Origin of the sequence: Providencia sp. TYF-12 (genome assembly GCF_041344805.1) — a bacterium.
Classification (GTDB): domain Bacteria; phylum Pseudomonadota; class Gammaproteobacteria; order Enterobacterales; family Enterobacteriaceae; genus Providencia; species Providencia huashanensis.
Map to the genome: position 1 here is coordinate 4,349,389 of NZ_CP166833.1, position 23,327 is coordinate 4,372,715.

Annotated in this window: 23 protein-coding genes; 5 read left to right on the forward strand and 18 right to left on the reverse strand. The window is 42.8% G+C overall.

Annotated features, from left to right (window positions below; all coding sequences use genetic code 11):
• Positions 1-307: 307 nt before the first annotated feature.
• Both ABE954_RS20330 and mqo read left to right on the forward strand, forming a co-directional pair.
• The gene (locus ABE954_RS20330; protein WP_042845785.1) at positions 308-703 is read left to right on the forward strand and encodes a cupin domain-containing protein; all 396 of its coding nucleotides are present in this window, start codon (positions 308-310) and stop codon (positions 701-703) included.
• A gap of 8 nt (positions 704-711) precedes the next feature.
• Complete coding sequence (gene mqo, locus ABE954_RS20335; RefSeq protein ID WP_131680921.1) at positions 712-2,205, forward strand: malate dehydrogenase (quinone); 1,494 nt, start codon at positions 712-714, stop codon at positions 2,203-2,205.
• Between the two features lie 55 nt (positions 2,206-2,260).
• On the opposite strand, the gene cysQ is transcribed toward mqo, so the two are convergent.
• A complete protein-coding gene (gene cysQ / locus ABE954_RS20340; protein ID WP_042845789.1) occupies positions 2,261-3,001 on the reverse strand; it encodes a 3'(2'),5'-bisphosphate nucleotidase CysQ in 741 nt (246 codons plus the stop codon).
• A gap of 127 nt (positions 3,002-3,128) precedes the next feature.
• Positions 3,129-3,749, reverse strand: a complete 621-nt coding sequence (locus tag ABE954_RS20345; protein ID WP_371025676.1) for a peptidylprolyl isomerase — start codon at positions 3,747-3,749, stop codon at positions 3,129-3,131.
• Between the two features lie 218 nt (positions 3,750-3,967).
• On the opposite strand from ABE954_RS20345, the gene ABE954_RS20350 reads away from it, so the two are divergent.
• Positions 3,968-4,567 carry a LysM-like peptidoglycan-binding domain-containing protein gene (locus ABE954_RS20350; RefSeq protein WP_131680922.1) on the forward strand — a complete coding sequence of 200 codons (600 nt, stop codon included), beginning with the start codon at positions 3,968-3,970 and terminating at the stop codon, positions 4,565-4,567.
• A gap of 189 nt (positions 4,568-4,756) precedes the next feature.
• Complete coding sequence (locus ABE954_RS20355) at positions 4,757-5,467, forward strand: CDP-diacylglycerol diphosphatase (RefSeq protein ID WP_244058187.1); 711 nt, start codon at positions 4,757-4,759, stop codon at positions 5,465-5,467.
• Between the two features lie 156 nt (positions 5,468-5,623).
• Here ABE954_RS20355 and rplI read toward each other — a convergent pair whose 3' ends face one another.
• From rplI to tsaE, 16 genes are all read right to left on the reverse strand, one after another.
• A complete protein-coding gene (gene rplI, locus ABE954_RS20360) occupies positions 5,624-6,073 on the reverse strand; it encodes a 50S ribosomal protein L9 (RefSeq protein ID WP_042845797.1) in 450 nt (149 codons plus the stop codon).
• A 37-nt stretch (positions 6,074-6,110) separates the two neighbouring features.
• Positions 6,111-6,338, reverse strand: coding sequence for a 30S ribosomal protein S18 (rpsR, locus tag ABE954_RS20365; protein ID WP_000135199.1), 228 nt, complete (start codon positions 6,336-6,338; stop codon positions 6,111-6,113).
• A 4-nt stretch (positions 6,339-6,342) separates the two neighbouring features.
• Positions 6,343-6,660, reverse strand: coding sequence for a primosomal replication protein N (priB, locus tag ABE954_RS20370; RefSeq protein WP_042845802.1), 318 nt, complete (start codon positions 6,658-6,660; stop codon positions 6,343-6,345).
• Positions 6,661-6,668: 8 nt separating this feature from the next.
• Complete coding sequence (gene rpsF / locus ABE954_RS20375; RefSeq protein WP_042845804.1) at positions 6,669-7,064, reverse strand: 30S ribosomal protein S6; 396 nt, start codon at positions 7,062-7,064, stop codon at positions 6,669-6,671.
• A gap of 156 nt (positions 7,065-7,220) precedes the next feature.
• Complete coding sequence (gene rlmB, locus ABE954_RS20380) at positions 7,221-7,967, reverse strand: 23S rRNA (guanosine(2251)-2'-O)-methyltransferase RlmB (protein WP_071548703.1); 747 nt, start codon at positions 7,965-7,967, stop codon at positions 7,221-7,223.
• A gap of 86 nt (positions 7,968-8,053) precedes the next feature.
• Positions 8,054-10,522 carry a ribonuclease R gene (gene rnr / locus ABE954_RS20385; protein WP_042845806.1) on the reverse strand — a complete coding sequence of 823 codons (2,469 nt, stop codon included), beginning with the start codon at positions 10,520-10,522 and terminating at the stop codon, positions 8,054-8,056.
• Positions 10,523-10,564: 42 nt separating this feature from the next.
• Positions 10,565-10,987: a nitric oxide-sensing transcriptional repressor NsrR gene (gene nsrR / locus ABE954_RS20390; protein WP_004907407.1), complete on the reverse strand. Its 423-nt coding sequence runs from the start codon at positions 10,985-10,987 to the stop codon at positions 10,565-10,567.
• Between the two features lie 366 nt (positions 10,988-11,353).
• Positions 11,354-12,655, reverse strand: a complete 1,302-nt coding sequence (locus ABE954_RS20395; RefSeq protein WP_042845810.1) for an adenylosuccinate synthase — start codon at positions 12,653-12,655, stop codon at positions 11,354-11,356.
• 280 nt (positions 12,656-12,935) lie between these two features.
• Positions 12,936-13,937: a protease modulator HflC gene (hflC, locus tag ABE954_RS20400; RefSeq protein WP_042845811.1), complete on the reverse strand. Its 1,002-nt coding sequence runs from the start codon at positions 13,935-13,937 to the stop codon at positions 12,936-12,938.
• A 2-nt stretch (positions 13,938-13,939) separates the two neighbouring features.
• On the reverse strand, positions 13,940-15,142 hold the full coding sequence (hflK, locus tag ABE954_RS20405) for an FtsH protease activity modulator HflK (RefSeq protein ID WP_042845813.1): 1,203 nt from the start codon (positions 15,140-15,142) through the stop codon (positions 13,940-13,942).
• 84 nt (positions 15,143-15,226) lie between these two features.
• Positions 15,227-16,507, reverse strand: a complete 1,281-nt coding sequence (gene hflX / locus ABE954_RS20410; RefSeq protein ID WP_042845815.1) for a ribosome rescue GTPase HflX — start codon at positions 16,505-16,507, stop codon at positions 15,227-15,229.
• A gap of 92 nt (positions 16,508-16,599) precedes the next feature.
• A complete protein-coding gene (gene hfq, locus ABE954_RS20415) occupies positions 16,600-16,905 on the reverse strand; it encodes an RNA chaperone Hfq (protein WP_371025677.1) in 306 nt (101 codons plus the stop codon).
• 106 nt (positions 16,906-17,011) lie between these two features.
• The gene (gene miaA / locus ABE954_RS20420; RefSeq protein WP_048605805.1) at positions 17,012-17,953 is read right to left on the reverse strand and encodes a tRNA (adenosine(37)-N6)-dimethylallyltransferase MiaA; all 942 of its coding nucleotides are present in this window, start codon (positions 17,951-17,953) and stop codon (positions 17,012-17,014) included.
• Positions 17,946-19,898, reverse strand: a complete 1,953-nt coding sequence (gene mutL / locus ABE954_RS20425) for a DNA mismatch repair endonuclease MutL (RefSeq protein WP_187549494.1) — start codon at positions 19,896-19,898, stop codon at positions 17,946-17,948. Before mutL ends, miaA begins: the two co-directional genes overlap by 8 nt.
• A gap of 13 nt (positions 19,899-19,911) precedes the next feature.
• Complete coding sequence (amiB, locus tag ABE954_RS20430) at positions 19,912-21,198, reverse strand: N-acetylmuramoyl-L-alanine amidase AmiB (protein WP_042845820.1); 1,287 nt, start codon at positions 21,196-21,198, stop codon at positions 19,912-19,914.
• A gap of 14 nt (positions 21,199-21,212) precedes the next feature.
• The gene (gene tsaE, locus ABE954_RS20435; RefSeq protein ID WP_042845821.1) at positions 21,213-21,677 is read right to left on the reverse strand and encodes a tRNA (adenosine(37)-N6)-threonylcarbamoyltransferase complex ATPase subunit type 1 TsaE; all 465 of its coding nucleotides are present in this window, start codon (positions 21,675-21,677) and stop codon (positions 21,213-21,215) included.
• Between the two features lie 293 nt (positions 21,678-21,970).
• Between tsaE and queG the strand changes: the two genes are divergently transcribed.
• A complete protein-coding gene (gene queG / locus ABE954_RS20440) occupies positions 21,971-23,152 on the forward strand; it encodes a tRNA epoxyqueuosine(34) reductase QueG (RefSeq protein WP_166696440.1) in 1,182 nt (393 codons plus the stop codon).
• The last annotated feature ends 175 nt before the right edge of the window (positions 23,153-23,327 follow it).

The window sequence follows — 23,327 nt, forward strand, 5'->3', positions numbered from 1 at the left end:
CTTAAAGATATTTTCTAAGCATAGAAAATCTATCCAAGACATATTTAACACCATCCTAAAAAGACAATCAAATTAAGATTTAAAAATTAAATTTATTTAATATTAATGGTAAAAAACTAAGTTTCACTGTTGTTATTAAGCTATATTTAGATAATCAGATAATATTTTTGACCTGAAGCCTAAAACACTTTAAATTTAAAACTATATCAAATTTAAATATTATCTTTTTAAGAGCTTTGCTTGTTATATCTAATGAATATCGAATAGTTGTGATACATTTCTGTACGTCATTAAGGAGCTAAACAAAATGATACGCTGTGTTCGTATGTGGACGGGAGAAGATGGAAATTCTCTATTTGAAGAAGGAACTCTAGAGCTTGGTCGTGTTCCTAATGCAGATGGTGATAACCAAACTCTTCCTATAGCTGTTAGTGAACTTTCTTTTCGTGAAACCGTTTCAGGCGGATCTTTCGATTGGCATAAGGACCCCGTTCCTCGTTATGTCATCACTCTTACCGGTACTTTAGAGTTTGAAACTAAAGATGGCTCTAAGTTTGTCATTAATCCAGGTGATATTCTGTTAGCGCAAGATAATACTGGGACGGGTCATAAGTGGCGGCTTATTGGTGATGAACCATGGCGTCGTGCTTATGTTGTCTATCAAGAAGATACTCAGCTTTGCTTCACCCCGACTAAAAATTAGAGGTCATAATGGATAAACCTATTGTAGAGAATGTCGATATAGCCCTCATCGGCGCTGGTATTATGAGCGCAACCCTCGCTACATTTCTCAAAGAGTTAGAGCCTTCGTTAACAATTTCTATTTTTGAAAGATTAAACGATTGTGCTCAGGAAAGCTCTCATCCTTGGAATAACGCAGGAACCGGCCATGCGGCAAACTGCGAAATGAACTATACGCCACCTAACCCTGATGGCACTGTAGATATAAGTAAAGCACTTGAGGTTAACACCGAATTCGATTTATCGCGCCAACTATGGTCATACCTTGTCACAAAAGGCAAAATAAAAAACCCTCGCGATTTTATTCACCCTTGCCCACATATGAGTTTCGTTTGGGGTGAAGACAATGTGAAATTTTTACAGCAACGCTTTCGCCAGATGTCCGCTCACCATTGCTACCATAATATGGAGTACAGTGATGACCCCAAGCAGATCGATGACTGGGCTCCATTATTAATGGAAGGGCGTGAAAGCGATGAAAAAATTGCGGTCACTCGTGTCGCGACAGGAGCCGATGTCGATTACGGCGCTCTCACCCACCTATTAATTGCACAACTTAGCGAACAAACCGGTTTTTCTCTTCACTATAAGCATGAAGTCATTGATGTTAAACAAACAAAAGATGGCCGCTGGAATGTAGAAGTAAAAAATTTAATTACTCATGAAAAACAAGTTACTTCGGCAAAATTTGTTTTTGTAGGAGCCGGTGGGCGTGCTATTGAATTATTACAGAAATCAGGCATCCCCGAAGGTAAAGGGTTTGGTGGTTTCCCTGTCAGTGGTATCTGGTTACGTTGTGATAACGAACAAATTGCAGGGCGCCATCATGCTAAAGTTTATGGGAAAGCGGATAAAGGCTCGCCACCAATGTCAGTACCTCATTTGGATACCCGTATAATTGGGGGTAAACGTTCATTATTATTTGGGCCCTATGCAGGCTTTTCTAGTAAGTTTTTAAAACATGGTTCTTATCTCGATTTATTTGAATCGGTTCATCTCAATAATATCGAACCCATGTTAGCGGTCGCCAAAGATAACTGGTCACTTGCTGAATATTTGGTGGGGCAAGTGCTACAAACTTCTGCTCACCAGTTTGCCATGTTGCAAAAATTCTACCCTGATGCTCAACATGAAGATTGGAAAGAAGTCGTTGCAGGGCAACGAGTGCAAATTATAAAACCAGATCACGATAAGAAAGGGGTTTTAGAATTCGGTACTGAACTAATTACCAGTGCAGATAAATCCTTCTCTGTATTAATGGGGGCTTCTCCGGGGGCGTCAACGGCTGCTTTTATTGCGATAAACGTACTAAAAACCTGTTTCGATGAGCAACTTAAAGCAGAGGGATGGGAAACACGCTTAAAACAAATTATTCCAACTTATGGGGTTGATTTAAAACAAGATGCAAAAGCCTGTTTAGATATCCGGGCAGCAACGGCTAAAGTACTGCAATTAGACAACTAGCACTCCGAATAGTTGGCACTTGAATGTTTAAGCGCCAACTATTGGTTTTAATTATCTAGAATAAAATAACACGAAAACCTGGGTTTAAAAATGATTCCCTTGGCGTGTAATCCAGTACTTTCCCATGCCAATCAACCACTTTCGCACCCGCACCAATAGCCACAGCATGACCTGCCGCAGTATCCCAAATATTGGTTGGCCCAAAGCGTGGATAAAGCTGCGCCTTGCCTTCTGCAACTAAACAAAACTTTAATGAGGAACCAATTTCCACCGTAGTGTGTTCGCCCATTTGGGTTAAATAATCCATCAGTTCGCTATCTTGATGGGAACGGCTGATCACAATGACAGGGGGTTTCATATCCTGAACATGAATACGCTGTTTATGACCACCTTCTTCTTTCCATGCTTGGCTCCCCTCTGCGTAATATAACAGCCCTTTCGCGGGGGCATACACAACCCCCATCACAGGCACTCCATTTTCAATCAATGCAATATTAACGGTAAAGTCCCCATTGCGATTGATAAATTCTTTTGTGCCATCAAGTGGGTCTATTAGCCAATAGCGTTGCCAATGTTGACGAACTGACCAGTCAACAAGGTCTTCTTCCGAAAGTTGTGGAATATCTGGAGCAATACGAGTGAGCCCTGCTGCAATGACTTTATGAGCTGCAATATCCGCTTCTGTTACAGGGGAATTATCACTTTTATGTTCAACCTGCAAAGGCTCTTGTGCATTGTAGGTTTCCATAATGGCATAGCCTGCTTCTTGAGCTAGTTCACAAATTTGTTGTAGCATTTTAATCACCTCTCAATCACCCTTTACAGCAAGATTAGCAAGCGTGAAAAGTTTACGCTATAAAAAAAGCCTCACCGTTGAACCAACAATGAGGCATTTATCTAAAACTTAAGCAAATTTACTTAAATTATAAGATTTCCAATAATTCTACTTCAAACACTAATGTGCTAAATGGAGGGATAGAAGCACCCGCACCGCGCTCACCATATGCTAATTGATGAGGGATATACAACTCCCATTTAGACCCTACAGGCATCAGTGTTAATGCCTCAATCCACCCAGGGATCACGCCACTCACTGGGAATTCTGCTGGCTGACCACGTTGAACTGAACTATCAAATACTGAGCCATCAACTAAACGACCCGTATAGTGAACACGAACACGGTCTGTGCGTGAAGGAATTGCACCATCACCTTGGTTAATTACTGAGAATTGCAAACCAGATTCAGTGGTTGAAACACCCTCACGTTTTTGGTTCTCATCAAGGAACTGTTGGCCTTCTTCTGCTAATGCAGCCTGACGTGCAACACGAACAGCATCGGCGCGTTCATGAACTTCACGCAGTGCTTTATGTAGTGTTTCAACAGGCACTGATGGCATATTGCCTTCTAAAGCATCAACAAGCCCTGCCAAAATCGCATTTGGCACTAAACCTTCTAAGCCTGACTCTAATAATTGCTGCCCAACTTGTAGACCAATGCCATAACTCGCTTGTGCTTCTACTGAATCGAAATTTTGGTTTGCCATGAAAACACCCATATGGTTTTGAGAAAAAAGCAAGGATAGCAGCCTGACACTTATGGGTAAACCCAAACAATCGATCTAAATAATAAAAGCAGCTGATTAGCGATAAATTAACTCAGTGTTCTCTGAAAAATCGAGTCAGGCCCTTAAAATACAATAAAATGGTGTTAATATCGTGGAAATATGAACAAATTTACTCATTGCCTCATCAAGGAGGAGTGATGTTTAAACTTTCAAAATTTCACCGCTATGGTATTGCTACTTTAGTTCTCATTGTCGTGGTAGCCCTACTTTGGCCCGCGGAAGATAAACCGTTAAACACAACTGCACAGAATCAACCTATTGTGGTCCCACCGCCAACCACACCTGATATTACACCTGACCCAGTCATCCCCTCTCCAACCCAAGAACCTGAAACCCAAGGAGAAAGCGCACCACAATCGTTACCCTCAGAGCCCGAAATAGTACCTGAACCCATTGACCCTGCACCGGTTGAGCCACCAACGGCAACCGCGCAACCGCCAAGTGAAGAACCTAATACGGTGAGTTCATCAGCCAATAAATGGCAGAATTATCGCGTACAAAAAGGCAAAACACTCGCCCAACTATTTCGTGATAATAACCTGCAAGCCAATGATGCCTTTACCATGGCTCGCGTTGAAGGCGCAGAAAAGCCATTAAGTAATTTGCGCCAAGGGCAAAAAATTCGTTTGAAAGCAAATGCAAAAGGCGAAGTCCAACTATTGGAAATTACCGCATCTGATGGGAAAACTTATAGCTTTGCTAGGTTAAGTGACGGTGGCTATTACCGTACGCCATAGTAAATAACGATGGGCAGCTTAATTCACTGTCATTAAGCTGCCCGATAAGCGACATCCAACCACTATTTCCCTCTCACCTACCTGCTTTTGCTGTATACTTAAAGTTCTTTCAACCTAAAATATACACATTAACAAATTATTATGCTAAAAAATAAATGGGTTAAACTTTTTTTGGGGCTTTTTTTCCTATTGTTAGCCATCATTATTGGTTATATTTCTTGGATTAAACTCAATGCTAATGCACTCTGGAATATCATTAATAGCCAATGCATTCCCCAACAACAAACTCACTCAATCACTCCCCCTTGCCTAAAAGTCGATACGGAAAATCAGTATGTGTTATTTAAAGACAAAAAAGGGCCATTACATAACTTAGTTATCCCTACCAGTAAGGTTAAAGGGATTGAAGCAAAACAATTAATAACGGCAAATGTGCCTAACTATTTCGCTTTAGCTTGGCAAGAACGGGCCAGTTTATTGCAACAATCAAAAAAAGAGATCCCTGATGATTTATTAGCTATTGCCGTTAATTCGCAATATGGGCGTTCACAAGACCAATTACATATTCACCTTGCCTGTTTAAAACAAGAAGTCCACCAGAAACTAAACCAATTTTCGTCAACGATAACAACAGACTGGGCTTTTCTACCAACTGAGCTCGTTGGCCATCATTACTTAGCAAAAAAACTTCAACCTGAATTTAACGATGCAAAAAATCCATTCAATCAACTGTATGATTATGTTGTGAAACATCACGACGAGATGGGAAATTATGGTTTAGCGCTGGTACAGCTGAAAGATGGCTCAAAGGTGTTGCTAGCAAATCGGTTGGATATCACGGAGTTGAATTTAGGTTCAGCGGGGGAAATACTCGACTACCAATGTTTAGCAAATCAATAAAGTTTAGCGTTTAAATACATTAAAGCTAATTCCAATGAATTACTTAGAATATAGGTTATAGGGAAATAGATCCCCTAGAAAGCAAAAAACACCGGGCTATGCCGGTGTTTTTTATTGCACCACTGATAAATCAACAGTGCATACCATCATTTTTGATTACTCAGCAACGATGATAACGTTCAGCTCTGCGAAAACATCGCTGTGTAACTGGAAGTGAACTTCGTGGTCACCAGTAGTACGCAGAACGCCGTTTGGTAGGCGAACTTCGCTTTTCGCGATTGCAACGCCAGCTGCAGTAACTGCATCAGCGATATCACGAGTACCGATTGAACCGAACAGTTTACCTTCGTCACCAGCTTTAGAAGCTAAAGTTACAGAACCCAGCGCAGTAACTGCTGCTGCACGAGCCTGTGCTGCTGCTAGAACGTCAGCTAATTTAGCTTCCAGTTCAGCGCGGCGAGCTTCGAAGAATTCGATGTTTTTCTTAGTTGCAGGAACAGCTTTGCCCTGTGGAACTAAGAAGTTACGAGCATAGCCCGATTTAACGTTAACCTGATCACCTAGGCTACCTAGGTTAGCTACTTTATCAAGCAGAATAACTTGCATTACCTTATCCTCTTAAGTCGTTAATGGACTGTACCAATTACTGATGACGATCAGTATATGGTAACAGAGACAGGTAGCGAGCGCGCTTGATAGCACGAGCGAGCTGACGCTGATATTTTGCACGAGTACCGGTAATACGGCTTGGTACAATTTTACCACTTTCAGTGATGTAGTTTTTCAGCGTTGCGATATCTTTATAGTCGATCTCTTGAACGCCTTCCGCTGTGAAACGGCAGAACTTGCGACGACGGAAATAACGTGCCATATGGCTAGTCTCCAGAATCTATCAAATCAATCTGCTCGGCATGGAGGACTATCTTGCTAATTCCATTGCGCCCTTGATGAGTGCTAATGAAACCGCTTACTGTAATCCAACTGCCGACCGTTATACTGTGAGTATGGGCTTGTAAGGTTTGTCCGCTGGCGATAATGGGCATTCTGCACCATGCTTGCCTTGACAACCCCGCTTCCTGTTGCTTCGAACGATGTTCTAAAACAAACTGGCAGTGAGGAATGCCTGACGGACTCACTTTTCGAATCAATGCTTTACAGACTATGCCTGTGAGCACTAAACGATTGGTGGTCACCTGCGCAATTACTCTTCAGAATCCCCAGCTTCTTCAGCTTCTTCTTCCTGATATTCATCAGATAGGTCACGGCCACGACGTTCGTCTTTAGCTTTAACCATTGGAGAAGCTTCTGTTACTGCGTGTTTTAAGCGCATAACCATGCTGCGGATAACGGCATCGTTGAAGCGGAAGTTAGTTTCCAGCTCATCAATCGCTTCCTGTGGAGCTTCTACGTTCAGAAGAACATAGTGAGCTTTGTGCAGTTTGTTGATTGGGTAAGCCAGTTGACGACGGCCCCAGTCTTCCAGACGGTGGATCTGACCTTGTGCGTTAGTGATAACAGCACTGTAACGCTCGATCATGCCCGGAACCTGTTCGCTTTGGTCAGGATGGACCATAAAAACGATTTCGTAATGACGCATTAGAAGTTGCTCCTTACGGATTATTAGCCTCCTGTCTGGGTTAACCGCGGCCCGCGGAGGCAAGGAACTTATTGAGTGCGGCTAAAAAATTGACGCGTAACTATACCCATCCCTGAGATAAAACTCAAGTGATGGATGCAGTTATTACCATAATATTTATTTGCTAACACCCGCCAGACGTTGGCGAACGGCTTCAAACAAGCAAACCCCTGTTGCAACGGAGACATTCAGTGACGAAACTGAACCTGCCATCGGGATACTGATTAGCTCATCACAATGCTCCCGAGTTAAACGGCGCATACCTTCGCCCTCTGCTCCCATCACTAGAGCAATAGCCCCCGTTAGCTTGCTTTGATACAAGTTATGGTCAGTTTCTCCCGCTGTCCCCACAATCCAAACATTGTACTCTTGTAACAAGCGCAAGGTTCTTGCCAAATTTGTAACTCGGATAAGCGGTACATTTTCGGCCGCTCCACAAGCAACTTTTTTGGCTATTGCATTCAATTGAGCAGACTTATCTTTCGGTACAATAACTGCATGAACACCAGCCGCATCCGCACTACGTAAACAAGCCCCTAAGTTATGAGGGTCTGTCACGCCATCGAGTACCAATAAGAATGGCGACTCAGTATTGTCGAGTAAGTCGGGCAAGTCACCTTCTTGATACTGCTTACCCGGCAACACTTTCGCAATAATACCTTGGTGAACCGCCCCTTCGGTTTTCCCATCCATCCACTGACGATTGGCAACTTGAACGACAACACCTAAGGCTTCGATTTCACGCACGAGTGGCATTAATCGACGGTCTTCGCGGCCTTTCAGAATATACACTTCTTTAATGCGTTGCGGTGAACGCTCAAGTAAGGCTTTCACAGAGTGAATGCCATAAATCATTTCGCTCATAAATTTCTTATGTATTGATAAAAATGTAAAAGTGGCGCGTTTACGCCACTTTCGTTAATTAACAAAGTATTACAGCTAAGAAAGACCTATCCATCTTGTTTTGGTATTTTCTTTGCAACACGTTTTGCTTTTAATTTAGCCGTAATTTTCTTGGTTTTATCGGAAGGTTTTTTACTCTTTCCTTTACCTTTCACATCTGGCTTAGCATCACCTTTTTTGGCTTTTTTCTCAGAACGACGGAATGCAGAATCAGGCTCGAAGTTTTTCTCTTTGCTTGCATCCCCTTTTTTACGGGTTGAACGCGTCGCATTTTTGACATCTTTCTTCATTCTGTCCCGAGTCGTTTTACCAGGGTTTTTAGCCTTGCGAGTTGTTGAAATCAAAGCAAAATCAATTGTACGCTCATCCATGTGCACGGCTTCAACACGGATTTCCACTTCATCACCAAGACGATAGGTCGTACCCGATGACTCACCAATTAAACGTTGACCAATAGCATCGTAACGATAGTAATCGTTATCCAAGGTAGAAATATGCACTAAGCCATCAATAAATAAATCATTCAGACGAACAAAGAAACCAAAACCGGTCACACTGGTAATTAACCCTGTGAAAACTTGACCAACTTGATCCTGCATAAAGTCACATTTCAGCCAGTCTGCGACGTCACGAGTTGCTTCATCAGCACGGCGCTCAGTCATCGAACAATGCTCACCTAATTGTAGCATACTGTCCATATCAGAATGCCAGCCACCCGTTTCAGTCCAACGTTTATCCGAATGACCATGCTCTTTAGCCAGCAAATACTTGATACCACGGTGTAATGTTAAATCCGGGTATCGGCGTATTGGCGACGTAAAGTGGGCGTACGATTTTAAACCTAAACCAAAGTGACCGCGATTTTCTGGGTCATAAATAGCTTGTTTCATTGAACGCAGGATCATAGTTTGCAGCAATTCATGATCAGGGCGCTCTGCCACTTCATTCATGACCTGAGCATAGTCTTTTGGCTCAGGTTTCATTCCGCCGGGTAAAGTTAAACCTAATTCACTGAAAACAGAGCGTAAATTCATCACGCTCTCTTCTTTAGGGCGATCATGCACGCGATATAACGCGGGCTCTTCGTTTTTCTCAACAAACCGAGCTGCCGCAATATTAGCTAAAATCATGCACTCTTCAATCAATTTGTGTGCATCATTACGCTCAACCGGCTCGATACTTTCAATGCGGCGTTCAGCATTAAAAATAAATTTCGCTTCTTCAGATTCAAAAGAAATCGCACCACGCTCAATACGTGCGGAATCTAATGCTTTATATAGTTGGTGCAAATGCTCAATATGTGGCACAAGTGCTTTATAGTGTTCACGTAGCTCTTCATCACCTTCTAAGATTTTCCATACTTTTGTATAAGTTAACCTTGCATGAGAGCTCATAACAGCTTCATAAAATTTGTATGAAGACAGTTTTCCTGATGCAGACACCGTCATTTCGCACACCATACACAAGCGGTCAACACCTGGGTTTAATGAGCACAGACCATTTGATAGCACCTCAGGCAGCATAGGGACTACTTGAGATGGGAAGTATACCGAATTACCGCGGCTACGCGCTTCGGTGTCTAGAGCTGTCTGCGGACGAACATAGTAACTAACATCCGCAATTGCGACCCATAAGCGCCAACCTCCGCCTTTCTTCGGTGCACAATAAACGGCATCATCAAAGTCGCGGGCATCTTCACCATCAATTGTCACTAAAGGCAAGTCGCGTAAATCAACGCGCCCTTTTTTGGCTGACTCAGGGACATGCTCACTGAGGTCAGCAACTTGTTTTTCAACTTGAGGTGGCCAAGAATGTGGAATTTCATGGGTGCGTAATGCGATTTCAACCGCCATTCCGGTTCCCATCGTTTCACCCAGTACTTCAATAATATTACCGACAGCTTGAGAACGGCGTTGTGGACGAGTGACTAACTCAACAACTACAACATTCCCCATACGAGCGCCATTAATTTTGTCTTTAGGGACCAAAATATCAAAGCTAAGGCGGCTATCATCAGGTACAACAAACCCCATGCCTGACTCAATAAAATAACGGCCAACAATTTGGTTATTACGGGGTTCTAACACGCGGACAACACGGACTTCCGTGCGCCCTTTGCGATCTTGCCCATAAGGTTGAGCCAAAATGATATCGCCATGCAAAGCGCGTTTCATTTCATCTTGAGACAAATAATAGTCTTCTTTTTTACCATCAACGCGTAAGAAGCCATAACCATCACGGTGGCCGATTACCTTTCCTTTTAATAAATCTAGGCGTTCTGGCAACGCATAGCACTGGCGGCGTGTAAAGACCAGTTGACCATCACGCTCCATCGCTCTTAACCGGCGACGTAAAGCTTCTAGTTCATCTTCAGTTGATAAGTTCAATAATTGTGCGATTTCTTCGCGTTTGGCAGGAGCTGTACGTTTAGAGATAAGGTCAAGAATATATTCTCGACTTGGAATTGGTGACTCGTATTTTTCTGCTTCTCTTTCCTGAAAAGGATCTTGTGACATCGTTACCTCCGTTGTCATCAGAATTCATAACTACTGCGAATATTAATCAAGCAGTAATTGATAGAGCGGGCTGTTATCTTTTACCATGTCCGCCAGCGTATATTGATCAAGTTCTTGTAAAAACTGCTGTATTGCTTGGTGTAATACACCTTTCAAACGACACGCAGGTGTTATGTGGCAAAATTCACCACTACAATTAACAAGTGTTAGGGGTTCTAATGCCCTAACCACATCCCCTATACGAATAGATTCAGCTGGTTGCCCAAGTGTAATCCCGCCATTTTTACCTCGGGTGGCTTTTATATAACCTAGGTGACTGAGTTGATTAATAATTTTCACCATATGGTTACGAGATACACCATAAACTTCGGTGACCTCTGTAATACTGGTCATCTTCCCCTCACCGAGAGAAGCCAGATAAATCAGAGCTCGTAATCCATAGTCTGTAAAACTCGTTAGTTGCACAATCACCTCAAAATTTTGGCTTTAACGCATTTGGCCACAAAGCGATTAGTCTAAAAAAGCTTTTGGCTTAAAAAATGTGACTTAGCTTAAAATGCATATTTTCTATTTTACTCCCAGAAACGTTACTTTCTGCATAAAATAGAGCACGTAAGTAAATTATATAGACTTAAATACAGTTTAGCGTATTACCCAAATCAAATATGCACTTAATTGCACAAAATACATACAGAAGATTCAATTTTATCAATCATTATGCGGATATTATGTGAAATTTGGAATGCTTTATCAAAGAAGATACATCACAAGGCAGGAAATGTGGATAAGGCAGTAAAAAAACAGCGCCTGTATTAGGCGCTGTCAGTGTTATTACTCAACGTCAAATGGGTCACGTAAGATCATTGTTTCTGAACGATCTGGACCGGTTGAAATAATATCAACTGGAATACCGGTTAAGTCTTCAACACGTTTAATGTAATTCAAAGCAGCTTGTGGCAGTAATTCTCTTTGTTTCACACCAAAAGTTGTTTCTTTCCAACCCGGCATTGATTCATAAACTGGCTCTAAACCATCCCACTCGTCTGCCGCCAAAGGCGTAGTTTCAAGTATTTGGCCATCTGGACGACGGTAACCGACACAAAGTTTAACTTCTTCTAAACCGTCTAACACGTCCAGTTTAGTCATGCAGAAGCCTGACAATGAGTTGATCTGTACCGCACGGTTAATAGCAACGATATCTAACCAACCTGTACGACGTTTACGACCTGTAGTCGCACCAAATTCTTGGCCTTTCTCACGCAGGAAGTCACCCACTTCATCAAATAGTTCAGTTGGGAATGGACCAGCACCAACACGTGTAGAGTAAGCTTTAATGATACCCAGTACGTAGTTAACATAGCGCGGACCTAAGCCTGAACCTGTCGCAACACCACCAGCCGTTGTATTTGAAGACGTCACATAAGGGTAAGTACCGTGGTCGATATCCAGTAATGTACCTTGCGCACCTTCAAACATCACTAATTCATTCTTCTGATTGGCTTTATAGAGCAGATCAGAAACATCAATTACCATGCCAGTCAAGATGTCAGCAACAGCCATAATATCATCTAACGTTTTCTGGTAATCAACAGCAGGTTCTTTATAGTAATGAACCAGTTGGAAATTATGATATTCAACGATTTCTTTTAATTTTTCTGCAAACGTTGCTTTATCAAACAAATCACCAACACGTAAACCGCGACGTGCAACTTTATCTTCATAAGCAGGACCAATACCACGACCCGTTGTACCGATCGCTTTAGAACCGCGTGCTTTTTCGCGCGCATTATCTAATGCAATATGATAAGGCAGGATCAGTGGGCAGGCTTCAGAAAGACGTAAGCGTTCTCGAACAGGAACACCGCGGTCTTCCAATTCTTTCATTTCTTTCATTAATGCATCTGGCGCTAGAACTACACCATTAGCAATAATACTGATGACATTTTCACGAAGAATACCGGATGGAATTAAGTGGAGAACGGTTTTTTCACCGTTTACAACAAGAGTATGGCCAGCATTATGGCCGCCCTGATAGCGAACTACATATTTAGCACGCTCTGTCAGCAAGTCAACGATCTTGCCCTTCCCTTCGTCACCCCATTGGGTGCCCAGTACGACAACGTTCTTACCCATTTTGAAATACACTCGGTTGCTTAAAAATGAATTCTACCATCAAAAATGAACTGTTCCAGTGATATTTTGGCATTACAAAAATTTTTTTCTGGAAAGCAAGTAAAATGGTATTTTTATTTCTGCCGTAAACTCAAAGTGAATATCATCAGTTGAGCAGCTTAAATTTTCCCTGAAAAATCCTACACTTAAAACGACAGGCGAAAAAAAGCCCACCGAAGCGGGCTTTTCTTTAATAGCTTAACAGTTATTTTGCTAGGTTGCACGCAACTTAGCTTATTTATTAATCTGTCGCGCGAAGCTTAGTAGGTGCTTTCATAAAGCGGAAGAAATCGGTATCAGGACTCATTACCATCACGTCTTCACCACTCTTGAAGCTTTGCTCATAAGCACGCAAGCTACGAATAAATGCATAGAACTCTGGGTCTTGGTTGAATGCATCAGCAAACAGTTTCGTTGCCATTGCATCGCCTTCACCTCGATAAGTCAGAGCAGTACGTTCAGCTTCTGCTAGGGTTTCAGTTACAGTTTTATCTGCAACTGCACGAATTTTAGTCGCTTCTTCCTGGCCTTGTGAACGATGCTGACGAGCTACCGCTTCACGCTCTGCACGCATACGAGCATAGATAGCTTCAGAAACTTCATTTGGCAGTTCAATACGTTTAATACGTACGTCAACGACTTCAATACCTAATGCAGCCATACTATTTGCATTAACAACCAGTGGCTTCAGGTTAGTTTCTTCTTCTACACGTTTTGCTGCATCAGCAATCGCTGCATCCGCATCTTTCGTTGCTTCGTCTGTAGCAGAACCTTTATTCAGTGCATCACGGACATCAATAGTTAAACGACCACGAGAGTCTGTAATGATATCTTTAACGCTTAAACGACCAAACTCAGAACGTAAACGGTCACTAAACTTACGTTTTAATAGTGTTTCTGCTTGATATGGGTTACCGCCACCCGTCGCTACATAGTAACGGCTGAAATCAGTAACGCGCCATTTCAGGTATGAATCCACCATTAAATCTTTGTTTTCACTCGTCAAATAACGGTCAGCTTGAATTTCCAGCGTCTGAATACGTGCGTCTAACATTTTAACCGTTTCAATAAATGGCACTTTAAAATGTAGACCCGGCTCATAAATGATCGGCTTGTTTTCAGAGTCACGCAGAACCTTACCAAAACGCAAAACAATACCGCGATCCGTTTGAGGCACAATAAAGATAGATGCGTATGCAACTGCCAAAATGGCAATAACGATAACAATTAGCGATTTACGCATGATTATTGTCTCCCTACTCTAACTGCATCACCACGGACAGCGTTATTTGGCTGCGTAGAAGTTGCGCCTGAAGATGACGAATTATTACTTGGTGTCGTCATTCTTGCTGATGGAGCCACTTTTGGTGCTTGTGCTGCATTACCATTACGCATAATTTGATCAAGCGGCAGAACTAGCATGCTGTTGCTCTTATCATTCGCGATGATTTTACGTGTATTGCTCAGAACTCGTTCCATCGTATCAATATAGAGACGCTCACGAGTTATCTCTGGCGCAGCACGATATTCAGGTAACATTTTGGCAAAGCTTGCCACCTCACCCTCTGCTTTGAAGACCACACTCGCTTTATAAGCTTCTGCTTCTTCAATCAGCTTTTGAGCATTACCTTTTGCCAATGGAAGAACTTCATTTCGATAAGCATGAGCTTCACGAATTGTTTTTTGTTCTTCTTCCCTTGCTGCAATTACGTCATCAAAGGCTGCTTTAACATCCTCTGGTGGACGCGCGGCTTGGAAGTTGACATCGAGTAATGTGATACCCATTTTGTATGGTGCGATTGTTGCTTCGAGCTCTTTTTGTGTGACATCACGGATAAAAGCACGATTCGTAGTCAGTACTTGCTCCATCGCAGACTGACCAATAACACCACGCACTGCGCTATCTAACGCCTGACGTAAACTGTTGTCTGGGTTCGTTACACTAAATAAATATTGTGCTGGGTCGGTAACACGATACTGAACGTTCATTTCAACGCGGATCACGTTTTCATCTGATGTTAACATCATGCCATTTGTAGCTTGTTCACGAACAGTTTCTACGTTAACAGGTATAACCCTATCAATAAACGTAGGTTTCCAGTTCAAACCAGGCCCAACAATGCCACTATATTCACCAAAACGTAAAACTACACCACGGTCACTTTCTTTAATGGTGTAGAAACCTGAGCCGGCCCATACAACAACGATGGCAGCAAGAGCTAACATACCTAAACGGCCACTAATTGGTGATGATTGTTTGTTATCACCATCACCGCCACCGCTGCCTTTATTTCCACCAAGCTTACTGCCTAGTTTACGAAAGAGATCGTCGAGATCATAAGCCCCACGTTTCCGACCACCTTTGTTCCCGCCAGAGTTGCCGCCTTTATTGCCGCTTCCCCACGGATCGCGGTCTTGTCCGTCATTACCGGGCTGATTCCACGCCATGTTTTAGCTCCATTCTTTATGATTGATTTTCAGGGCTAAGAGCGATAGGGCTCTTAATATCAATTCCATTGCCTAACTATACAATTATATAACGTAGTCAGGTAATTGCTGCTCTTGTTTGCATAGACGTCGCCAATCCACCATTGGCATACGCACCTCAAGGCCGATTGAGCCGTCCTCTTCCAACCACTCACGTTCGATAGATTGGAGTTGATAAAAACGGCTTCGCAAACGACCTTCATTAGGTGGTAAACGCAATTCAACATGTGCGATCTCACCTGAAAGACGTTCCGTCAATGCTTGTAACAGCAACGGGATACCATCACCCGTTTGTGCTGAAACCCAGACACGAACAGGTTTGTTATCCTCATCTCTGTCGATACGCGGGATAAAATCTTCCAGCATATCCACTTTGTTCATCACTAAAAGTACGGGTATTTCATCCGCTTCTATTTCTTCCAACACGCTTTCAACCGCATGGATATTTTCATCCAAACGATTATCTGCTGCATCGATAACGTGCAGCAATAACGTTGCTTCACGTGTTTCTTGCAGGGTTGCTTTAAATGCCGCAACCAAATCATGTGGTAAATGACGGATAAAACCCACAGTATCTGCAAGAACCACGGCGCCAACATCTTCTACATCAATACGGCGAAGCGTTGGGTCAAGTGTTGCAAATAGCTGATCAGCAGCATAAACATCCGCGGCCGTCATACGGTTAAACAGGCTGGATTTACCTGCGTTGGTATAACCCACAAGGGATATAGTTGGAATATCCGCCTTGCTTCTCGCTTGACGCCCTTGTTCACGCTGTTTTTCCACCCGGCTAAGACGAGATAAAATTTGTTTGATTTTGTCCCGTAATAACCGCCGGTCTGTCTCAAGTTGAGTTTCACCGGGACCACGTAAGCCAATCCCGCCTTTTTGTCGCTCAAGATGCGTCCATCCTCTCACTAAACGAGTCGATAAATGCCGTAATTGAGCCAATTCAACTTGAAGTTTACCTTCGTGCGTGCGTGCGCGTTGAGCAAAAATATCTAAAATTACCCCTGTACGGTCAACCACCTTACATTGGCAAATCCTTTCGAGATTACGTTCTTGAGCAGGGCTTAGAGTATGATTAAACAACACCACATCTGCACCACTTTCCTCAACGGCTTGGGCTATTTCTTCTGCTTTTCCTTCACCAACAAAAAACTTTGGATGAGGAGCTTTACGACTGCCCGTAACTATTTGTACTGGCTTTACCCCAGCAGATGTCACAAGTGACTCGAATTCTGCCAGATTATCAACGTCTTTTTCTTGAGAAAAAAAGACATGGACTAATACCGCTAGTTCACCGCCTTCATACCTATCAAACAAGGTGTAACCTCTTAGGCTAAACAATAATTGCAAAGGAAAAACATAGGTATAGTCTCCCTACCCATGCTTTCCTTGTCTTTTAGCGTACAAACTTACTCAGTTACTTCGCCATCTTGCGCTGCCGGAGCACCTGAATGGTAATTACCATTACCATTACCAGTACCAGTGCTGCCACCAGTACCGCTATGGTGGGAGACAGGGCGAGCAGGGACAACAGTAGAGATAGCATGTTTATAAACCATCTGACTAACTGTGTTTTTTAATAAAATGACAAATTGGTCAAAAGATTCAATTTGCCCCTGCAATTTGATGCCATTAACGAGATAAATAGAGACCGGAACCCTTTCACGACGTAATGCGTTCAGGAACGGATCTTGCAAAGATTGCCCCTTAGCCATTCTATGTTTTCCTTATTTTGTTGTTTTTAAAAGAGAATCTTTAAGATTCCAAAATTAACTACTCAAAAATTGCGCTTAACGTTCTAATTGTACACAAACATCAGTCCTATGCACATACAACCTGCATAACTGTGTCAAGCGCTTGCTGAGGTTGTTCACTATCTAACCAGTGAATATGTTCCCAGCCTCTTAACCAGGTAATCTGGCGTTTTGCCAATTGGCGAGTTGCACAGACCCCCCGATAAATCATTTCATCATGGCTAATTTCGCCATCTAAGTATGACCACATTTGCCGGTACCCCACACAACGAATTGAAGGGAGATCGACATGTAAGTCACCTCGTTGATAAAGCGCTCGCACTTCATCTTCAAAGCCCGCGTTTATCATCTGATGAAAACGTTGTTCTATACGCTCATGTAAAATTTTACGATCTTGTGGCGCAATAGCAAACTGAAACACATTATAAGGCAATTCTTCACCGGCTGTTTGTGTCATTTCAGTCAAAGTTTGTCCCGAAATGAGATATACCTCTAAAGCACGGGATAATCTTTGTGGATCATTAGGGTGGATCCTTGCTGCCGCAACCGGGTCCACCTCAGCCAAACGACGGTGAATTTCATCCCACCCTTGTTTTTGTGCAATTTGTTCGATTTCTGAGCGGACAGCAGGATCTGCAGAAGGTAATGGTGAAAGCCCTTCCAACAATGCTTTGAAATACAGCATCGTACCGCCTACTAATAATGGGATTTTACCTTGTGCTGTAATTTCCCCCATTACATTTAATGCGTCACGGCGAAAGTCGGCAGCACTATACGGGAGAGCTGGATCGAGAATATCAATCAAACGGTGGGGAGCTTGGCTGAGTTCTTCTGCCGTTGGTTTTGCTGTACCAATATCCATTCCACGGTAAATTAATGCCGAATCGACACTAATTATTTCCACAGGCAGATGCTTGCGAAGTTCTATCGCTAAAGCGGTTTTACCTGAGGCCGTTGGACCCATTAAGAATATTGCATCAGGTTTTTTCTGAGTTACTAAATCACTCATTTGTTAGTGTAGCTACCACGGATTGTAAATTAATTAATTGTAATAATGTTGATGGAGGATTTCTCACCCACTGCGGACAAACCCGCTCAACATCAGCCAGCAACTGGACAGCCTGAGCTAAACTCCAGCTTTCATCTGGTTTCACCTGTGAAATCGCTTTAGCGAGCCATTGTGCGATATCTTCATCGGTTACGCTTTCTTTTGTCGATAAAAAACCGAGCAAGTCAGAAAAAAGCTGTGATAAATTTTGTGTTCTTAGTGGTAACGATACCGTATGAATTGTTACTTTTCCATGAAATATCGTGGCTTCGATACCAAATATTGTCAATTGTTCCTTGTACCGCTGTAAAACCTCTATTTCATCACTTTTAAGTGACAATTTTAGAGGGATTAACAATGGTTGAGGCTTTAAACCACCTTCCGCAGGTGACAATTGCGCAAGTTTCAATAAATAATTAGCTTCCGTTAAGGATAGCAGGATTAACCCTAATGAAGACTCAATTAATGCAAAGTTTTTTGCGTAAATTGTCAATACTTTGCCAAAAAGGTAGTCATCCGCATTTTTTGCTACAGATTGTGACGTAACTTGCGGGTTATCTATAGTTTGCCTTTCTGGAAATAGCGTTTTTTTATCTTCAGGGGCAACAGGGATCGACATTAAGCTTTGGTAAAGGCTACCTGCTTTTTTGTCGTAGGCCGGTGCGAGGTTTTTTGATTCTGTCTTTATGGCCCCTGAATATGTCGCTTTTGGCTGTGATAGCAAAGGCTCTGCAACTTGCTTTTCCCTGCTCTCCTTTCCGTACGACGGTTTCAGTGGCTCCCGAGCGTCATGTTCAGTTTCAGCAGGCTTCGTTGAAGAAGATACAGAAGAAAAATAATTATCCCCTGCTGAGGTACGGTTTTCAAATTCTGCATTTGCAGGTTCAATACCAGGCAATTCACCAATTGATGCTGCTTCTAGTAGTACAGTACGAACAGCCTGATAAATAAAATCATGGACTAAGCGAGCCTGATGGAAACGCACTTCATGTTTTGCCGGATGCACATTAACATCAACCTGTTTCGGGTCAATGGTCAAATAAAGGACATAGGCAGGCTGCTGGTTTTCTTCTAAGTGCCCTTCATAAGCTTGACGTATTGCATGATTAATCAGCCGGTCACGCATCATTCTGCCGTTTACATAACAATATTGTGCTTCACTAACTGGCATATTCGATGGTGAAACCACCCAGCCTTTAATAGCAAGGTCACTATGTTCCCAAGATAAGCTCAATGCGCCTTGCATAAAAGCGGTACCACAGATGGTACCAAGCCGCCTTTCTTGTTGAGTTTCATCATGGGCAGCACGATATTGCTTCACCAATTTGCCATTGTGCGTCAGGTTAATAGCAACATCAGGGCGAGATAACGCAATACGACGAACAATTTCATCGATATGGCCAAATTCCGTTTTTTCTGTACGCATAAATTTGCGCCGTGCTGGCGTGTTATAGAATAAATCTAACACCTCAACGGTTGTGCCATTTGGGTGGGCCGCGGGCTTAACTAACACTTCCATATCCCGACCTTCAGCGTAAGACTGCCATGCTTCTGTTTGATCTGCTGGTTTTGATGTTAAGGTCAAACGTGAAACCGAGCTAATACTAGCAAGAGCCTCCCCTCTGAACCCCATACTCATAATCGCTTCAAGGTCATCTAACGTTGCGATTTTACTGGTTGCATGACGTGCTAAAGCGAGGATCAGCTCATCTTTGCTAATCCCACTGCCATTATCACGGATGCGGATCAGTTTCTCTCCCCCACGTTCAATATCGATATCAACCCGTGTAGCCCCAGCATCAAGGCTATTCTCAACAAGCTCTTTCACTACTGAGGCAGGCCTTTCAACCACTTCACCTGCGGCAATTTGGTTTGCGAGTTGAGGAGAGAGAATGTGTATTGCCATGACCCAAAACCCCTTAGCGTGGTGCCGCTTGTATTGGATTCGCAAGGAAATATTGGCGTAACCCTAAATGAATAGCTTCAGCAACTTTGTCTTGATATTCATTGGATTTCAACAATTGCTCTTCAGCTGTATTACTGATAAACCCTGTCTCAACTAAAATTGATGGAATGTCAGGGGAGCGAAGTACACCAAGGCTTGCATGTTCTGGTGTTTTTTTATGAATATTGCCAACTTTCCGTAGTTGTTCGATAACTTTAACCGCAACATCATAACCAACTCGTTGGGAATGACCAAATTGCAGGTCTAAAACCGCTTGGCTTAAGTAAGGATCAGCACCACTAAGCGCATCACCTGCCCCACCTAATAGTTCCGATTGTTTCTCACGTTGCTCTAACCAGCTACCTAATTCACTGTTTGCACGCCGGTTAGATAATACCCATACAGAAGCCCCACGAGCACGGCTATTCGGCGCAGAATCGGCATGTATAGACACTAACATGTTAGCGCTTTTTTTACGTGCAACCTCAGAGCGACCGCTGACTGAAATAAAGTAGTCGCCATCACGCGTCATTGCGGGCTTGAACATTGGGTCCGCCTCAAGGCGCTGATATAACTTGCGTGCAACACTGAGCGTAACATCTTTCTCTCTGTAACCATTTTTACCAATTGCCCCGGGGTCCTTTCCTCCGTGCCCTGCATCAATCGCAATTACAACTTGTTTAGAGCCTTTTGGCAGTTGCTTATTATTAACGGGAACAGGTGTTGCAACAGGGGCTGGCTTATTCATTTTTAATGGTTTATCCGACGCACTATTTGCCACTGGAGCCGCTGCACTACTCGTCCGATTTAGTGATGCTGAATTTGCTGAATTACCGGTATAAATGGTAAATATTAATTGGTATTGGCCAGAAACTTGCTTAAGTTGCACTTTAGTTTTTGCAGCCCGAGACAACTCCAAGACGACCCTTTTATGTTGATTATCTGACGGTTGGCTCGAGCGCACCAATTTAACTAAATCACCCGCGGGGACTTTAAGGGGGAGCCCAATGATCTCGCCCCGTTGTTTTAGATCAATAACAAGGCGCTCAGGCGAATGCAATGGAAAATACGAGTAATCAGGCTTACCATCGGTAAAGCTTAGGGTCACTTCTGCCTGTGATGGGCTATTACTGACTTGAATATTAGACAACGTCGCTGCCTGTGCTTTCGCAACAAACAACCACACTATCGATAACATAAACAGGAAGAAAACAGTAAAAAAACCCTTTTTTGTTATTTTATGTATTGATGCATTCAACATGAGCAATAGCTTCCTTAAAGTAGGGATAATGCTTCTAACAACGACTCCCCATTTGCAGACAAAGCAATAAAGTGAGCCTGACGCCCTTCACCTTGATAGGTTAGATGGAGCTCAAGATCCGCTTCAGGCAAAAAACCTTTACCTTGCTGCGGCCATTCAACCAAACAGATCGAATTTTCAGAAAAATAATCACGGATACCCATGAATTCAAGTTCTTCGGGATCGGCTAAGCGATAAAGGTCAAAGTGAAAAACCTGACGACCCGCTAATTCATATGGCTCAACCAATGTATAAGTTGGGCTTTTTACATGACCTTGATGACCAAGAGCCTGCAAGAAACCACGGCTGAAGGTTGTTTTCCCTGCCCCAAGATCTCCAAACAAGTGGATCACGGTATTTTGCTGGCAAGCTTTAGCGATAGTGCAACCTAGCGCAACAGTTTGCTCTTCGTTGGCAAGTTGTATTGTACGTTCTTTCATATTGTTCTTTGATTACGTCATTAGTGAACTATCTAGCCTGTTTAGGCCTAAGATCTTTTGCATTATTGTTCATCGCGCAATAATGGATAACAGATATAACAATTAATATCATTATTACTGCTTATCTTAACCCAAGCCGGGCCATTTTTCTTAATTAACATGACTTGAATGATGAGATCAGAAATATCCTATAATAGTTCTAAATTATTGAGGCATTTTTTTCCTGTATTTTGATGAAAAACACAGGACATGATAGAGTGCCTGCCGTTTTAACCTTTACCATAATAGGATCTATGGCGACATACCTCGATCTCAATCTTCTGGCCCAGAATATCAAACAATGGGGCATTGAAGCGGGCTTCCAACAGGTGGGGATCTGCGATACAGATCTATCTGAAGAAGAACCCAAGCTGCAAGCATGGTTAGACAAACAATACCATGGAGAAATGGAATGGATGAACCGCCACGGTATGATGCGTGCTAGACCTCATGAATTACACCCCGGCACATTACGCGTCATCAGTGTACGCATGAACTACCTTCCAGCCAAAGCCGCATTTGCCAGTACACTGAATAACCCTGAGCTAGGCTATATTAGCCGTTATGCTCTTGGCCGTGACTATCATAAGCTATTGAAAAAACGTTTAAAAGTACTTTCTGACCGTATTTTAGCCTATTGTCGCGAATTTGATGGGATGATGCTAGCAAATGGTATCCATGTTGGCGACCTTAACTTTAGGCCTTTTGTCGATTCAGCACCTATCTTAGAGCGTCCCCTTGCCGTTAAAGCAGGCTTAGGCTGGACAGGGAAACATTCTCTCGTATTAAATCGTGAGGCAGGGTCTTGGTTTTTTCTAGGCGAGTTATTGATTAACTTACCAGTGCCTATTGATCAACCTATCGAAGAGGGTTGCGGCCGCTGTGTGGCTTGTATGACGACCTGCCCCACTGGCGCGATTGTCGAACCTTATACCGTAGATGCAAGGCGTTGCATTTCTTACCTTACTATCGAGTTAGATAGCGCTATTCCTGAAGAATTTAGGCCATTAATGGGAAATCGCATCTATGGTTGTGATGACTGCCAATTGATTTGCCCATGGAACCGTTTTTCACAGCTTACCGATGAAGAAGATTTCAGCCCGAGACGAGCGTTGCATACCCCTGAACTTCTTGAGCTTTTTTCATGGACAGAAGATAAATTTTTAACGTTGACAGAAGGATCGGCGATCCGCAGAATTGGTTATATCAAATGGTTACGCAATATTAGCGTAGCATTAGGTAATGCCCCCTACCAAGATAACATTGTACTTGCCTTACAAAACCGTTTAGGGATCAACGGGATGCTGGATGAACACTTCCACTGGGCAATCCAACAGCAGCTCAATCGACGCAACGAAAATCAAGTAACAATTCAAACTTCACAACAAAAGCGTCTTGTACGCGCCATTACTAAAGGTTTGCCTAGAGACGCCTAAAAAAAGCGCGGCTATATATTCAAAAAAAAGAATTGTCAAACAGATGTGAATAAAATAAAAAAAGGCTTAGCTACCAATAGGTAAAGAATTTGCAAGTCGTGCTCAACACATTTTAGAAAAATATATCCCACCACTAAAAATCAATGGGTTACGAAAGAGTAATTAACAAGTCATA